The sequence below is a fragment of the Escherichia sp. WS1118 genome (assembly GCF_046487695.1).
Lineage (GTDB): Bacteria > Pseudomonadota > Gammaproteobacteria > Enterobacterales > Enterobacteriaceae > Escherichia > Escherichia coli.
Genome location: NZ_JBJQIZ010000003.1, coordinates 154,144 through 169,459 on the forward strand (window position 1 = coordinate 154,144; position 15,316 = coordinate 169,459).

A 15,316-nucleotide genomic window follows, 5' to 3' on the forward strand; every position below is an offset into this window, starting at 1 on the left:
AACCACAATACAAAACACAAACAGACAATTAAACTAAAAAACTGACAGCGCATTGTGACAAAAATCCAATGTTAAACAAAATATAAACAGTGGGGCAATATACAATTGACTCATTAAGTTAGATATAAAAAATACATACTCAATCATTAAAACGATTGAATGGAGACCTTTTATGCGGGCGAAACTTCTGGGAATAGTCCTGACAACCCCTATTGCGATCAGCTCTTTTGCTTCTACCGAGACTTTATCGTTTACTCCTGACAACATAAATGCGGACATTAGTCTTGGAACTCTGAGCGGAAAAACAAAAGAGCGTGTTTATCTAGCCGAAGAAGGAGGCCGAAAAGTCAGTCAACTTGACTGGAAATTCAATAACGCTGCAATTATTAAAGGTGCAATTAATTGGGATTTGATGCCCCAGATATCTATCGGGGCTGCTGGCTGGACAACACTCGGCAGCCGAGGTGGCAATATGGTCGATCAGGACTGGATGGATTCCAGTAACCCCGGAACCTGGACGGATGAAAGTAGACACCCTGATACACAACTCAATTATGCCAACGAATTTGATCTGAATATCAAAGGCTGGCTCCTCAACGAACCCAATTACCGCCTGGGACTCATGGCCGGATATCAGGAAAGCCGTTATAGCTTTACAGCCAGAGGTGGTTCCTATATCTACAGTTCTGAGGAGGGATTCAGAGATGATATCGGCTCCTTCCCGAATGGAGAAAGAGCAATCGGCTACAAACAACGTTTTAAAATGCCCTACATTGGCTTGACTGGAAGTTATCGTTATGAAGATTTTGAGCTAGGTGGCACATTTAAATACAGCGGCTGGGTGGAAGCATCTGATAACGATGAACATTATGACCCAGGAAAAAGAATCACTTATCGCAGTAAAGTCAAAGACCAAAATTACTATTCTGTTGCAGTCAATGCAGGTTATTACGTAACACCTAACGCAAAAGTTTATGTTGAAGGCGCATGGAATCGGGTTACGAATAAAAAAGGTAATACTTCACTTTATGATCACAATGATAACACTTCTGACTACAGCAAAAATGGTGCAGGCATAGAAAACTATAACTTCATCACTACTGCTGGTCTTAAGTACACCTTTTAACAACGTTAAATAGATTTTCTCCCCGGTGGTATTGTATAGCCCCGGGGAATTTGTTTACCGTTAAAAGCAAACAATATCCCCTAATCTTGTAAGCATTTAACCTGCGTCCTGGCGTGTAACCTCTTACCGCAACACAAGACTCAATATATTCAAATTCGTTATGCCGTGGCATCATTTAACCCCTTGTAATTCATCGCTATAATTGATTTAATTCACAAATAAAACTATAACATGGTGAAACTAATGAAAAAAAACACAGATGATGGGGCTAAAATTTACACACCACTTACCCTAAAGCTTTATGACTGGTGGGTTTTGGGTGTATCAAATCGGCTTGCATGGGGATGTCCTACAAAGGAACACCTTCTTCCACACTTTCTGGAACATTTAGGTAACAACCATCTGGATATTGGCGTTGGAACTGGGTTTTACCTTACTCACGTACCTGAGAGTAGTCTGATATCTTTAATGGATTTGAACGAAGCTAGCCTGAACGCGGCATCGACAAGGGCTGGGGAATCAAAAATTAAACATAAAATTAGCCATGATGTTTTTGATCCTTATCCCGCGGCGTTACATGGTCAATTTGATTCCATTTCCATGTTTTACCTTCTTCACTGCCTGCCTGGAAATATATCTACAAAAAGCTGTGTAATACGCAATGCGGCGCAGGCCTTAACTGACGATGGAACTCTATACGGAGCCACAATTCTTGGTGACGGCGTTGTGCACAATAGCTTCGGTCAAAAACTGATGCGCATTTACAATCAGAAAGGCATCTTTTCAAACACAAAAGATTCCGAAGAAGGCTTAACACATATACTCTCAGAGCATTTCGAGAATGTTAAAACCAAGGTTAAAGGTACTGTAGTAATGTTTTCCGCTTCAGGGAAAAAATAGCATCCAGCCGCAGCACGTTCTTGCGCACGACGTGCTGCGGCATAATCCCAATGATTACTCTCTGACAGGGTTCACAGGCCACTCAATATCAGGGGCAGTTGATGTATCAACTCGGTTCAGCAACACCCGATACATCTTACAGGCTTCCAGCAACGAGGTTTCTTCCTCCGTATCCTTTATCCATGATGTGCCGTTCTACTTCTGAAACTCCCCTGCCGGGGATAACCAGGTAACATTTTCCGGTAACGGACCGAGCTCAGAAATAAATAACGCGTCCCCTGATGCCACGTCATAAACCGTTTTACCCCGATGGTCTTCAACGAGATGCCACGATGCCTCATCACTGTTGAAAACAACCACGAAGCCAGCCGGAATATCTGGGCAATATCAGTACTGTTTGCAGGCAAACCTGTATGAGGTGGAATGGCACAAGAGACTTACAAAAGAATCAGGAAAAACGCCTGATTGATGAGAGCCCCGAGCCACTGAAATCTGTCGTCAAGTTTGCGCTGGTAACTGTTCTGAGAAAGTCGAACATCATAAATCTGGAGTGGCAACAGATTGACATGCAGCGACAAGTTGCCAGGGTGAATCCAGAAGATAGCAAATCAAACCGCGCCATTGGTGTGGCGCTGAACGATACCGCCTGTAAAGTGTTGCGTGATCAAATAGGCAAGCATCACAAATGGGTGTTTGTACATACCAAGGCGGCTAAGCGAGCAGATGGAACATCAACGCCTGCGGTCAGGAAGATGCGCATCGACAGCAAGACAGCATGGCTATCAGCTTGTCGTCGTGCAGGAATTGAAGATTTCCGTTTCCATGACCTCAGACACACCTGGGCAAGCTGGCTGATTCAGTCAGGCGTCCCATTATCAGTGCTTCAGGAAATGGGCGGATGGGAGTCCAGAGAAATGGTTCGTAGATATGCTCACCTTGCGCCTAATCATTTGACTGAGCACGCGAGGAAAATAGACGACATTTTTGGTGATAATGTCCCACTCTGGAATTATAGAAGAAATAAAGAAGGCGTAACTGATTGAATTTTAATGGCGCGCCCTGCAGGATTCGAACCTGCGGCCCACGACTTAGAAGGTCGTTGCTCTATCCAACTGAGCTAAGGGCGCATTGATACCACGGTGTGCTGTAATCGCGTGAATTATACGGTCAACCCTTGCTGAGTCAATGGCTTTTGAACCAGTTGCTGAACAAGTGTACGACCGCATCTGATGTAGCTCACTATGGCGGCAAACCAACGACGGTTATCATGATAGGTGTGAATCAGCCAGGTACAGAAGGTTTTACTTTTCAGAAAACGAAAACTGACAGCGCGCCACGCTTCTGACAAAATAGACACATCCCCTTCGACCTACGTAACAGATGGAATCCTCTCTCTGATGGCAGCAAAGATTATTGACGGTAAAACGATTGCGCAGCAGGTGCGCTCTGAAGTTGCTCAAAAAGTTCAGGCGCGTATTGCAGCCGGACTGCGGGCGCCAGGACTGGCCGTTGTGCTGGTGGGTAGCAACCCTGCATCGCAAATTTATGTCGCAAGCAAACGCAAGGCTTGTGAAGAAGTCGGGTTCGTCTCCCGCTCTTATGACCTCCCGGAAACCACCAGCGAAGCGGAGCTGCTGGAACTTATCGATGCGCTGAATGCCGACAACACCATTGATGGCATTCTGGTTCAACTGCCGTTACCGGCGGGTATTGATAACGTCAAAGTGCTGGAACGTATTCATCCGGACAAAGACGTGGACGGTTTCCATCCTTACAACGTCGGTCGTCTGTGCCAGCGCGCGCCACGTCTGCGTCCCTGTACCCCGCGCGGTATCGTCACGCTGCTTGAGCGTTACAACATTGATACCTTCGGCCTTAACGCCGTGGTGATTGGCGCATCGAATATCGTCGGTCGCCCAATGAGCATGGAACTGCTGCTGGCAGGTTGCACCACTACCGTGACCCACCGTTTCACTAAAAATCTGCGTCACCACGTAGAAAATGCCGATCTACTGATCGTTGCCGTCGGCAAGCCGGGCTTTATTCCTGGTGACTGGATCAAAGAAGGCGCAATTGTGATTGATGTCGGCATCAACCGTCTGGAAAATGGCAAAGTTGTGGGCGACGTCGTGTTTGAAGACGCGGCTAAACGCGCCTCATACATTACGCCTGTTCCGGGCGGCGTTGGCCCGATGACGGTTGCCACGCTGATTGAAAACACGCTACAGGCGTGCGTTGAATATCATGATCCACAGGGTGAGTAACATGGCGACATTTTCTTTAGGTAAATATCCGCACGTTGAGCTGTGCGACTTGCTGAAACTGGAAGGCTGGAGCGAAAGCGGCGCGCAGGCGAAAATCGCGATTGCCGAAGGCCAGGTGAAAGTCGACGGTGCGGTTGAAACGCGCAAACGCTGCAAAATTGTCGCCGGTCAGACAGTGAGTTTTGCAGGTCACAGCGTACAGGTTGTTGCCTGATCCCTTTCCCGGCCTGTATCAACAGGCCGGTTCTCTTTTCAGACTTTTGCCCTCTACGCCCCGTTCATCCATGCTGATAGCATCGACATTTTGCCGAAGCGACCATCATGCCAACCGTTATTACGCACGCCGCCGTTCCCCTATGCATTGGTTTAGGGTTGGGTTCGAAAGCCATCCCACCGCGTCTGTTATTTGCCGGAATCGTCCTGGCGATGTTGCCTGATGCCGACGTATTATCGTTTAAATTTGGCGTTGCTTACGGCAACGTTTTTGGTCATCGCGGATTTACCCATTCGCTGGTGTTTGCGTTTGTTGTCCCGCTGTTATGTGTGCTGATTGGGCGTCGATGGTTCAGGGCTGGGCTGATTCGCTGCTGGCTGTTTTTAACCGTCTCGTTGCTATCGCACAGCTTGCTGGATTCGGTAACCACTGGCGGTAAAGGGGTTGGCTGGCTGTGGCCGTGGTCAGATGAACGCTTTTTCGCTCCCTGGCAGGTGATTAAAGTCGCGCCGTTTGCATTGTCTCGTTACACCACGCCGTACGGGCATAAGGTGATTATTTCTGAATTGATGTGGGTGTGGTTGCCGGGGATGCTACTGATGGGAATGTTGTGGTGGCGCAGACGATAACCGGATGCGAAAACTCGCATCCGGCAATAGCGCAATTACTTACGACGCCAGGTGGTCCCTTGCGGGCCATCTTCCAGCACGATCCCCATCTCGTTAAGACGGTCACGCGCCGCATCTGCCGCCGCCCAGTCTTTCGCTTTACGGGCATCCAGACGCTGTTGAATTAACGCTTCAATCTCAGCCACTTCACTGTCGTCTGCCTGCGCGCCGCTTTGCAGGAACGCTTCCGGTTCTTGCTCCAGCAGGCCCAATACAGCGGAAAGTTTACGCAGGTGAGACGCCATTGCATTCGCCGCTGCCATATCTTCTGCTTTCAGACGGTTCACTTCACGCGCCATATCAAACAGTACGGAATAGGCTTCCGGGGTGTTGAAATCGTCGTTCATCGCCTCAATAAAGCGCGCTTCAAACGCTTCGCCACCGGCAGGAGCAACGGTTTTGTCTGTGCCGCGCAAGGCAGTATAGAGACGTTCCAGCGCCGCACGCGCCTGCTTCAGGTTCTCTTCGCTGTAGTTCAACTGACTGCGATAGTGACCCGACATCAGGAAGTAACGCACAGTTTCCGCATCGTAGTATTTCAGCACATCACGCACGGTGAAGAAGTTACCCAGCGATTTAGACATCTTCTCGCGGTCAACCATCACCATACCGGAGTGCATCCAGTAATTCACATACTGGCCATCGTGCGCACAGGTGGACTGGGCAATTTCGTTCTCGTGGTGCGGGAACATCAGGTCAGAACCGCCGCCGTGGATATCAAAGTGGTTACCCAACTGTTTGCAGTTCATTGCCGAACACTCAATGTGCCAGCCAGGACGGCCCGCGCCCCACGGAGACGGCCAGCTCGGTTCGCCCTCTTTCGACATCTTCCACAGAACGAAGTCCATCGGGTTGCGTTTGTCGTCGACCACGTCAACGCGCGCGCCTGCCTGCAGCTGATCGAGATCCTGACGCGACAGCACGCCATATGTCGGATCGGTCGGGACGTCGAACATCACGTCGCCGTTGTCCGCCACATAAGCGTGACCTTTGGCGATCAGTTGTTCAGTGAGTTCAATAATTTCGGCGATATGGTGCGTCGCGCGCGGCTCCATATCCGGGCGCAGAATGTTCAAAGCATCAAAATCTTTGTGCATTTCGGCGATCATGCGATCCACCAGCGCCACAAAGCTTTCGCCATTTTCATTGGCGCGTTTGATGATTTTGTCGTCGATATCAGTAATGTTGCGCACATACTTCAGCTTATAGCCGAGGAAACGCAGATAGCGCGCAACCACGTCAAAGGCAACAAAGGTACGCCCGTGACCGATATGACAGAGATCGTAAACGGTGATTCCACACACGTACATGCCGACTTCCCCGGCGTGAATAGGCTTAAATTCCTCTTTTTGGCGTGTCAGAGTATTGAAGATTTTTAGCATCGAAGATTCCGTTTAGACATGTGTGGGTAATTGAGTTGCGTATAATACCCATATTTCCCGCGCGAATCAGCATACATTGCGTGATGATCCGATCGTGCGGTTATGCTATAACACCACCCTATATATGACCCGAACCGGGTTGAAGCACCAATCAAACGGAACAGGATGCAAAAATGGTTACTTTCCACACCAATCACGGCGATATTGTCATCAAAACTTTTGACGATAAAGCACCTGAAACAGTTAAAAACTTCCTGGACTACTGCCGCGAAGGTTTTTACAACAACACCATTTTCCACCGTGTTATCAACGGCTTTATGATTCAGGGCGGCGGTTTTGAACCGGGCATGAAGCAAAAAACCACCAAAGACCCGATCAAAAACGAAGCGAACAACGGTCTGAAAAATACCCGTGGTACGCTGGCAATGGCCCGTACTCAGGCACCGCACTCTGCAACTGCCCAGTTCTTCATCAACGTGGTTGATAACGACTTCCTGAATTTCTCTGGCGAAAGCCTGCAAGGTTGGGGCTACTGCGTATTTGCTGAAGTGGTTGAAGGCATGGACGTGGTAGACAAAATCAAAGGTGTGGCAACCGGTCGTAGCGGTATGCACCAGGACGTGCCAAAAGAAGACGTTATCATTGAAAGCGTGACCGTTAGCGAGTAATCGTGGCGACACTCTTTATTGCAGATCTTCATCTCTGCGTGGAAGAACCGGCGATCACCGCCGGTTTTCTGCGTTTTTTAGCGGGGGAGGCCCGCAAGGCCGATGCGCTGTATATTCTTGGCGATCTGTTTGAAGCCTGGATCGGCGACGACGATCCCAACCCACTTCATCACCAGATGGCCGCAGCGATCAAAGCGGTATCCGATTCCGGCGTTCCCTGTTATTTCATTCATGGCAACCGTGATTTTCTGCTCGGCAAACGCTTTGCCCGTGAAAGCGGCATGACGTTATTGCCGGAAGAAAAGGTGCTCGAACTTTATGGTCGTCGGGTGTTGATTATGCATGGCGACACGCTGTGCACCGATGACGCGGGTTATCAGGCTTTTCGTGCCAAAGTCCACAAACCCTGGCTGCAAACGCTATTCCTCGCCCTGCCGTTGTTTGTGCGCAAACGCATTGCCGCGCGAATGCGCGCGAACAGTAAAGAAGCCAACAGCAGTAAATCGCTGGCGATCATGGACGTTAACCAAAACGCGGTGGTCAGTGCGATGGAAAAACATCAAGTGCAATGGCTGATCCACGGGCATACCCATCGCCCGGCGGTGCATGAACTTATCGCCAATCAGCAAACGGCTTTTCGCGTGGTACTGGGTGCCTGGCATACAGAAGGTTCGATGGTGAAAGTCACGGCGGATGACGTTGAGCTAATCCATTTTCCTTTCTGACCACGAATGGACAGATTCTGAAAAAAGCACCGAACTACCGCAACCTGTATATCTTTTTTAAAATCAGCAAGGTAATAATCTCTGAGTGAAATAACAACAGGGAATATTATTATGCAACGCTGCAACGGATTTTTGATTTCTGGCATCGCCCTTACGGCAGGAGCGCCACTGTGTATTAGCTGGTTCGGTCTTGTCGGCTTCTATTTTGGCGCATTGTCACTGGTAGCTGCGGCGGTCATTTCCTGGATAGTCTATTTCTGGCTCATTTATTTAGTACTCACCCGCCCCCATAACCAACGTTTTGTAGAAAGATTTATATTGATTGTCGGTATTTGCTTTTTTCCATGGAGCATTGTGTTGATATGGGCATTCTTTGCCAGTTCAGCCAGAGCGCATAATCAACACGCAGAACAAATTAAAAACTCAACAACTGACGGTTAATTCCGCCTACGCAACCGTTTTCCTTGCACTCTTTCCGTGCTATTCTCTGTGCCCTCTAAAGCCGAGAGTTGTGCACCACAGGAGTTTTAAGACGCATGTCTTCCCGCAATAATCCGGCGCGTGTCGCCATCGTGATGGGGTCCAAAAGCGACTGGGCTACCATGCAGTTCGCCGCCGAAATCTTCGAAATCCTGAATGTCCCGCACCACGTTGAAGTGGTTTCTGCTCACCGCACCCCCGATAAACTGTTCAGCTTCGCCGAAAGCGCCGAAGAGAACGGTTATCAGGTGATTATTGCGGGCGCAGGCGGCGCAGCGCACCTGCCTGGCATGATTGCCGCCAAAACGCTGGTGCCGGTGCTGGGCGTGCCAGTACAGAGCGCCGCACTGAGCGGTGTCGATAGCCTCTACTCCATCGTACAAATGCCGCGCGGCATTCCGGTGGGTACGCTGGCGATTGGTAAAGCTGGCGCGGCAAACGCGGCGTTACTGGCAGCACAAATTCTTGCGACTCATGATAAAGAACTGCACCAGCGTCTGAATGACTGGCGCAAAGCCCAGACTGACGAAGTGCTGGAAAACCCGGACCCGCGAGGTGCGGCATGAGACAGGTTTGCGTCCTCGGTAACGGGCAGTTAGGCCGTATGCTGCGCCAGGCAGGCGAACCGTTAGGCATTGCTGTCTGGCCGGTCGGGCTGGACGCTGAACCGGCGGCGGTGCCTTTTCAACAAAGCGTGATTACCGCTGAGATCGAACGCTGGCCGGAAACCGCATTAACCCGCGAGCTGGCGCGCCATCCGGCCTTTGTGAACCGCGATGTGTTCCCGATTATTGCTGACCGTCTGACTCAGAAGCAGCTTTTCGATAAGCTCCACCTGCCGACCGCACCGTGGCAGTTACTTTCCGAACGCAGCGAGTGGCCTGCGGTGTTTGATCGTTTAGGTGAGCTGGCGATTGTTAAGCGCCGCACTGGTGGCTATGACGGACGCGGTCAATGGCGTTTACGCGCCGATGAAACCGAACAGTTACCTGCTGAATGCTACGGCGAATGTATTGTCGAGCAGGGCATAAACTTCTCTGGTGAAGTGTCGCTGGTTGGCGCGCGCGGTTTTGATGGCAGCACCGTGTTTTATCCGCTGACGCATAACCTGCATCAGGACGGCATTTTGCGCACCAGCGTCGCTTTCCCGCAGGCCAACGCACAGCTGCAGGCGCAAGCTGAAGAGATGTTGTCGGCGATTATGCAGGAGCTGAGCTATGTAGGCGTGATGGCAATGGAGTGTTTTGTCACCCCACAAGGTCTGCTGATCAACGAACTGGCTCCGCGTGTGCATAACAGCGGTCACTGGACGCAAAACGGTGCCAGCATCAGCCAGTTTGAGCTACATCTGCGGGCGATTACCGATCTGCCGTTACCGCAACCAGTAGTGAATAATCCGTCGGTGATGATCAATCTGATTGGTAGCGATCTGAATTATGACTGGCTGAAACTGCCGCTTGTGCATCTGCACTGGTACGACAAAGAAGTCCGTCCGGGCCGTAAAGTGGGGCATTTGAATTTGACCGACAGCGACACATCGCGTCTGACCGCGACGCTGGAAGCCTTAATCCCACTGCTGCCGCCGGAGTATGCCAGCGGCGTGATGTGGGCGCAGAGCAAGTTCAGTTAATTGATGCTCATTTTCTTGCCGGATGCGGCGTAAACGCCTTATCCGGCCTACCGTTCCGACACCGCCTGTAGGCCTGATAAGATGCGCCAGCATCGCATCAGGCATGGTGTGCCGATTGCCGGATGCGGCGTGAACGCCTTATCCGGCCTACCGTTCCGACACCGCCTGTAGACCTGATAAGACGCGCCAACATCGCATCAGGCATGGTGTGCCGATTGCCGGATGCGGCGTAAACGCCTTATCCGGCCCACCGCTCCAACACCGACTGTAGGCCTGATAAGATGCGCCAGCATCGCATCAGGCATGGTGTGCCGATTGCCGGATGCGGCGTGAACGCCTTATCCGGCCTACCGTTCCGACACCGCCTGTAGACCTGATAAGACGCGCCAGCATCGCATCAGGCATGGTGTGCCGATTGCCGGACGCGGCGTAAACGCCTTATCCGGCCCACCGCTCCAACACCGACTGTAGGCCTGATAAGACGCGCCAGCATCGCATCAGGCTAGATGTGCCAATTGCCTGGTGCCCATCACTACAGCGAAATACAAGTCCCCGCTTCGCCCGCCAGCGTCTCTTCAATCCGCGATAACGCCCCAATCCACGCGGGTTTACCACGGCTTCTGACATAGCCACTCACCGCCGTTACCTTCGGCCCCATCGAACCATCGGCTTTGGCAAATGGCGCTAACTCATCCGGTGTGGCATGGCGAATGGCACGTTGCTGCGGCGTTCCCCAGTTTTCATATACCGCATCAGCATCGGTGAGGATCACCAGTCCATCGGCATTAATCTGCTCGGCGAGCAACGCAGCGGCGAGATCTTTATCAATCACCGCTTCACTCCCTGCCCCGTCTTCCGTCACAGGCACACCGCCGCCGCCACTGCAAATCACCACATGCCCCTCTTTGAGCAACAACTCGATGGCTTTGCTGTCGAGAATTTTACACGGTTGCGGAGACGCCACCACCCGGCGTAAATATTTACCATCACGTTTCATCTGCCAGCCGTAAGCCGCTTCCAGTGCCTCTTGTTCTTCTGGCTGATAAACCGGACCAATAAATTTCTCTGGCTGCAAAAACGCCGGATCATCAGGCGAAACCTCAATGCGCGTCAGCACCGTCGTGACAGGCGGCATCTGCGGCTGTGCGCTCAAGCTCTGCGCCAGCATATAGCCAATCATCCCCTGGCTTTCCGCCACCAGTACATCCAGCGGATACGGTTCTACCTCTTTCCACGCCAGATTCTGTAACGCCAGCAGCCCCACCTGCGGTCCGTTGCCGTGAACAATCGCCAGCCGATAAGAACGGGCCAGGCGCGCCAGCGCGGGTACAGCACTGGCAATATTGCGATATTGATTTTTTGCCGTCAGCGCCTCACCGCGCTGGAGTAAGGCGTTGCCCCCAAGAGCCACAACCAGTGTTTTCATGGTTTTCCTTGTAATAATTGTTGGCCAAGCCAGAACCCCAGCAGCGTATCGGCCCCTGACGTATGCCCCAGCGCCAGCAGCGAATCGATCGCCGCTGCGGTACGTTTCGGGCAACTCAGAGCATGAACAAAGTGCAGGAGTGGCGAGGCGAAATATCCTTGCGCGGCATAACGTAAATAACTGACGCTCACCGCAGTGGTAACGAGTTGAAGATTGTCGGAACAGGCAAAAAACGGGCGACCGGAGCGCGCATCTAAAGCCCCATAATACCAGGCCGCCAGCAGCATTCCGCTCAGCGTGTCATCATGACTTGGCGTTAATCCGGGGCCTTTACCCAGCCAGTGCCGCCAGTCGGTCTTAACGCCATTGAGCGCGGCCTGAAAACAGTGACGAAACTGGCGTAATTCAGCAGGCAGCGGATCGCTTGCCGCCAATGCCAGTGGCCCGAAAAGCCCGGTTTCCTCCGCGCGTTGCATCCATGCAACGGCAAGCGCTTGAGGATGCGCAGGCGGCGTAATACGTAGCAAACAATAACGCTGTGGCTGTTTAACCGTGAAACGCCCGAGGCGAATCCCTTGTGCCACAACCTGTGGTCGTTCATTGCCGCATAATCCACCGCATAACGCATCGAATTGCGCGCGGCGAAGCACCCATCCGCCGGGGCCGAAACCACTCCCCTGACGATGCAGCGTTAACAGTTCGCCGCTTTCCGTCATCAGGTTAATCGCCCGCCGCCACACTCCCGCTAACCGCCAGGACTGGCGATAATTCGGTGCGCTACGGCTGGCAAGTAGAGGATGGATGATCGTCATTGTGCGTTCCTCAACCAATCCCCATGCTTTCAGCCAGTGCTTCCAGCGCCTGTTCAAAGCACGCCAGCGGTGCCCGCACGGTGCCTGCGCCAATCTGCCCGATCCCCGCCTCTTTATGGGCGATACCGGTATTGATGAGTGGCGTAATGCCGGTTTCTACCACGCGACGAATGTCCAGCCCCAGGCACGCCCCCTGGAAATCCCAGCCGGGGATCTGCAATTGCATATTGCGTTCAAGGTAAATTTCCGCCATCTCTTCAGATACCGCTCTGGCCGCTTCCATGCCACCCGCACCGACAAAGCGCGTTACGCCAGGCGCTGCGATCATTGCCGCTCCGCCAATACCAAAGGTTTCGGTAATCGCGCTGTCGCCCATATCCGGGTTCGCCTGATCCTGCGAGAAGCCGGTGAAAAACAGACCTTGGGGAGTGTTTACAGGCGCCGTAAACCAGCGTTCACCCAGCCCGCTGACCCGAATCCCGAACATATTGCCGTTGCGGGTCATAGCCGTAACGATGCTGCCTGCGCGGATCATCGCGCCTGCATCCATCGCCGCCTTGCAGTAGGCCATCGCGAGATTGAGGAAGAACTGATCGGTCACGCTGAGGAAATCCATCACTTCGGCGATGTGCTGTTTATCATGATCGAGGCGAGCAATTTGTGGGGCCAGCGCACGCATTAACAGTGCAGAGGAAGCAATATTGCGTTGATGAAACTCATCGCCCATGGTAATGCCCTGCGCCATCATTGCCGTGAGATCGATACCGCGCTCCATGCGCCCCAGCGCCGCGCTTAATACTGGCATTAACACATCGCGCATCCAGCGATGGCGAGTCAGGACATCTTCGCCGTAAGCGCCAAAACGCATCACTTTGCCGATACCTTCGTTGAGGTTGCAGTACGCCCGGTTGCCGTCGGTCACGTTCTCGACCACCAGCATCGGCATACTGGCAGAAGTAATGCCACCCATTGGCCCGACGGCATTCACATGGTGACAAGGAATGAAGTTCACTTCCCCCTGCTCCAGTATTGCCAGCGCCTGCGCTTCATCTTTCGCCCAGCCTTCGAACAGACATGCGCCCACGCACGCCCCTTTCATGGGTCCGGTCATCTCCTGCCAGCGCATTGGCGGCCCGGCGTGAAGCAGTGTTTTGCCCTTGTTTAGTTCGCTGATAAGTGAAGAAGCCGGTTGCACATCCAGCCAGTGTGAACGAGCGCGACGAATTTGTTCGATAACCGCAGCATTGGCTTGCGCCACTGATGTAAACATGGGAACCCCTTATTGCAAACGTTCTAATAAACGAGCCAGTTTTTTATTGCCGCCGGCGACTGGCGACCATTGGTAATGCACAACCGGTTTGCTGGCGCTTTGTAGCTCCAGCGCAAAGCTGCGTAATCCGATGTTAATCACGGCGACGTTTTCCAGTAATGACGGTGTGTGTTGCTGTGTGGCAGGCGAGAGCGGATGAATTAACGCCGCAGCCAGCAAGGTGGCTTCCGGTAGCGAACTCACTACCGCGATCCCCGCATCTTCCAGCGTGGCGATTTGCTGCGAGCGGCATTGCGGGTCACGTTCAGTGCCTGTCACCGTGGCAATGGCATACAGTGGTTGATTGTCTGAACGCGCGGCACAGGCTTTTTGCCAGGCGCTCACCAGCGAGGCGGCAGGATCGGCGGTCGCACCGAAGCCAATCACGACATCAAGCAGCAACACGCGCACTTGCGGTTTAGCGCCGAGATCGGCAATTAACAGGTTGCGTAAGGTCGGGTCGATCATCGGATGGGGACGCCCGACGGTGTAAAAATCATCGCCCAGGTCGAGGATCTGATGTCCGTCGGCGTCCAGCATCATGCCATGTTGATGGGTATCGTCGGCTTCCACGCCAAGGTGTCCGGCAAGTAATCCCGCCGCTTCAGCAGCCAGCGTACCGCCGGTATACAAACCGCAAATAAATCCGCTGCTGACAGGCGCTATCGCGTTACGTCGCGCAGTGACGCGTGAAAGCAGACAAGCCAGACGAGCGGCCTCATCCAGCGAGGAGGCAAACCAGACATTCTCGTCGCGGGCCACCGCCGGGGTATAACCTAAAAACAGCGCCACCGTCGGTTTGCCAGTTGCTTTCATGGCATTAACAATTTTCAGACGCACAGTTTCGGCAGGTGGTTTTGAAACAAATGCCAGCACTTCGCTTTTCTCGTCTGCACTGAGCATTTCCAGCGCCGTTAGCGCACTGATGCCGCCCACTTCACGGCTGAGATCGCGCCCGCCAAGACCAATCGCGTGAGTAATTCCCTCCCCTGCCAGCGCAATCTGTGAGCACAGCTCCTGAATCCCGGTACCGGAAGCGCCTATGACGCCAATGTTGCCTTCCGGCATCACGTTAGCAAAAGCCAGCGGCGTGGCGGCAATCATCGACGTACCGCAGTCTGGCCCCATCACCAGCAAGCCTTTTTCCCGCGCGCGGGTTTTAAGTTGGATTTCATCTTCCAGCGTGACGTTATCGGAAAACATCATCACGTTGAGGTTGCGATCCAGCGCCTGGTTCGCCAGCTCCGCCGCATACTCACCAGCCACTGAAATCAGCGCCAGATTGGCATCGGGTAATTTCTGACAGGCACTGTCCCAGCGACGCACCTGCGTCAACGCCTGGCTGCTGCCTGAACCCTGCGCCAGTTGTTTTAGCGCCTCTTCAAGCTGCTGCATAACCGCCTGCGCGATCCCCGCATCCGCCGCTTCGCTACGAATTGCCACGCAAATATCGTTCGGCGTGGCGTTATTAAAATCGTCATGCCAGAAACCTGTAGTATCTAATAACGCTTTATTGGCGGGCGTACCCATCATTACGGAAACATCATCAACATTTTCTGATTCGCTGAGTTTTCGTGAAATAATCATTAAACTGACCGAATCCTGAAAACACCCTTTTTTAATAAAGGCGTGGATCATAACAACTCCTTAAAAATTGCACCCATGGCAATTGCACGAGCAGTGTTAATGTGGCGATTACGGTATCGATGACA

The 15,316-nt window shown here is 52.5% G+C and carries 16 protein-coding genes, 1 tRNA gene and 2 pseudogenes; 11 read left to right on the forward strand and 8 right to left on the reverse strand.

The window, feature by feature from the left end; translation table 11 throughout:
* The first annotated feature begins 172 nt into the window (after positions 1 to 172).
* Positions 173 to 1,126, forward strand: coding sequence for an omptin family outer membrane protease OmpT (gene ompT / locus ACJHYO_RS06540; protein WP_001201842.1), 954 nt, complete (start codon positions 173 to 175; stop codon positions 1,124 to 1,126).
* Between the two features lie 231 nt (positions 1,127 to 1,357).
* On the forward strand, positions 1,358 to 2,026 hold the full coding sequence (locus tag ACJHYO_RS06545) for a class I SAM-dependent methyltransferase (RefSeq protein WP_000239877.1): 669 nt from the start codon (positions 1,358 to 1,360) through the stop codon (positions 2,024 to 2,026).
* Between the two features lie 54 nt (positions 2,027 to 2,080).
* Here ACJHYO_RS06545 and ACJHYO_RS06550 read toward each other — a convergent pair.
* Positions 2,081 to 2,451, reverse strand: a pseudogene (locus tag ACJHYO_RS06550) (tail fiber assembly protein); the annotation flags it as partial.
* A gap of 18 nt (positions 2,452 to 2,469) precedes the next feature.
* Here ACJHYO_RS06550 and ACJHYO_RS06555 point away from each other — a divergent pair.
* Positions 2,470 to 3,061: pseudogene (locus ACJHYO_RS06555) on the forward strand (site-specific integrase); the annotation flags it as partial.
* A gap of 15 nt (positions 3,062 to 3,076) precedes the next feature.
* On the opposite strand, the gene ACJHYO_RS06560 reads toward ACJHYO_RS06555, so the two are convergent.
* Positions 3,077 to 3,153: transfer RNA gene (locus tag ACJHYO_RS06560), tRNA-Arg, on the reverse strand.
* Between the two features lie 32 nt (positions 3,154 to 3,185).
* A complete protein-coding gene (locus tag ACJHYO_RS06565) occupies positions 3,186 to 3,383 on the reverse strand; it encodes a hypothetical protein (protein ID WP_000025786.1) in 198 nt (65 codons plus the stop codon).
* A 40-nt stretch (positions 3,384 to 3,423) separates the two neighbouring features.
* On the opposite strand from ACJHYO_RS06565, the gene folD reads away from it, so the two are divergent.
* The 3 genes from folD (at position 3,424) to ACJHYO_RS06580 (ending at position 5,133) form a co-directional block, all read left to right on the forward strand.
* Entirely contained in the window at positions 3,424 to 4,290 is an 867-nt protein-coding gene (folD, locus tag ACJHYO_RS06570; protein WP_000729155.1) for a bifunctional methylenetetrahydrofolate dehydrogenase/methenyltetrahydrofolate cyclohydrolase FolD, read from the forward strand.
* Position 4,291: 1 nt separating this feature from the next.
* Positions 4,292 to 4,504: a ribosome-associated protein YbcJ gene (gene ybcJ / locus ACJHYO_RS06575; protein ID WP_000190298.1), complete on the forward strand. Its 213-nt coding sequence runs from the start codon at positions 4,292 to 4,294 to the stop codon at positions 4,502 to 4,504.
* Between the two features lie 107 nt (positions 4,505 to 4,611).
* Positions 4,612 to 5,133 (forward strand): metal-dependent hydrolase, encoded by a 522-nt coding sequence (locus tag ACJHYO_RS06580; protein WP_001143519.1) that lies wholly within the window; start codon positions 4,612 to 4,614, stop codon positions 5,131 to 5,133.
* Positions 5,134 to 5,168: 35 nt separating this feature from the next.
* Here the strand turns inward: ACJHYO_RS06580 and cysS are convergent, their stop codons facing one another.
* The gene (gene cysS, locus ACJHYO_RS06585; protein ID WP_000912352.1) at positions 5,169 to 6,554 is read right to left on the reverse strand and encodes a cysteine--tRNA ligase; all 1,386 of its coding nucleotides are present in this window, start codon (positions 6,552 to 6,554) and stop codon (positions 5,169 to 5,171) included.
* A 173-nt stretch (positions 6,555 to 6,727) separates the two neighbouring features.
* Here cysS and ppiB point away from each other — a divergent pair, with 173 nt between their 5' ends.
* The 5 genes from ppiB (at position 6,728) to purK (ending at position 10,057) form a co-directional block, all read left to right on the forward strand.
* Positions 6,728 to 7,222, forward strand: coding sequence for a peptidylprolyl isomerase B (ppiB, locus tag ACJHYO_RS06590; RefSeq protein ID WP_000256006.1), 495 nt, complete (start codon positions 6,728 to 6,730; stop codon positions 7,220 to 7,222).
* Positions 7,223 to 7,224: 2 nt separating this feature from the next.
* Positions 7,225 to 7,947 (forward strand): UDP-2,3-diacylglucosamine diphosphatase, encoded by a 723-nt coding sequence (gene lpxH / locus ACJHYO_RS06595; RefSeq protein ID WP_000212245.1) that lies wholly within the window; start codon positions 7,225 to 7,227, stop codon positions 7,945 to 7,947.
* Between the two features lie 111 nt (positions 7,948 to 8,058).
* The gene (locus ACJHYO_RS06600) at positions 8,059 to 8,388 is read left to right on the forward strand and encodes a hypothetical protein (protein WP_001188438.1); all 330 of its coding nucleotides are present in this window, start codon (positions 8,059 to 8,061) and stop codon (positions 8,386 to 8,388) included.
* A 95-nt stretch (positions 8,389 to 8,483) separates the two neighbouring features.
* Complete coding sequence (purE, locus tag ACJHYO_RS06605; RefSeq protein ID WP_001295318.1) at positions 8,484 to 8,993, forward strand: 5-(carboxyamino)imidazole ribonucleotide mutase; 510 nt, start codon at positions 8,484 to 8,486, stop codon at positions 8,991 to 8,993.
* Positions 8,990 to 10,057, forward strand: a complete 1,068-nt coding sequence (gene purK / locus ACJHYO_RS06610) for a 5-(carboxyamino)imidazole ribonucleotide synthase (protein WP_021513541.1) — start codon at positions 8,990 to 8,992, stop codon at positions 10,055 to 10,057. The genes purE and purK overlap by 4 nt, the downstream gene beginning before the upstream one ends.
* Positions 10,058 to 10,589: 532 nt before the next feature.
* Here the strand turns inward: purK and ACJHYO_RS06615 are convergent.
* The 4 genes from ACJHYO_RS06615 to ACJHYO_RS06630 are packed head-to-tail and all read right to left on the reverse strand — an operon-like array spanning position 10,590 to position 15,242.
* Complete coding sequence (locus tag ACJHYO_RS06615; RefSeq protein WP_340531299.1) at positions 10,590 to 11,483, reverse strand: carbamate kinase; 894 nt, start codon at positions 11,481 to 11,483, stop codon at positions 10,590 to 10,592.
* A complete protein-coding gene (locus tag ACJHYO_RS06620; RefSeq protein WP_001333961.1) occupies positions 11,480 to 12,295 on the reverse strand; it encodes a DUF2877 domain-containing protein in 816 nt (271 codons plus the stop codon). The genes ACJHYO_RS06615 and ACJHYO_RS06620 overlap by 4 nt, the downstream gene beginning before the upstream one ends.
* A gap of 10 nt (positions 12,296 to 12,305) precedes the next feature.
* A complete protein-coding gene (locus ACJHYO_RS06625; protein ID WP_085455221.1) occupies positions 12,306 to 13,565 on the reverse strand; it encodes a DUF1116 domain-containing protein in 1,260 nt (419 codons plus the stop codon).
* Positions 13,566 to 13,574: 9 nt separating this feature from the next.
* Positions 13,575 to 15,242, reverse strand: a complete 1,668-nt coding sequence (locus tag ACJHYO_RS06630; RefSeq protein ID WP_000580879.1) for an acyl-CoA synthetase FdrA — start codon at positions 15,240 to 15,242, stop codon at positions 13,575 to 13,577.
* Positions 15,243 to 15,316: the final 74 nt, after the last annotated feature.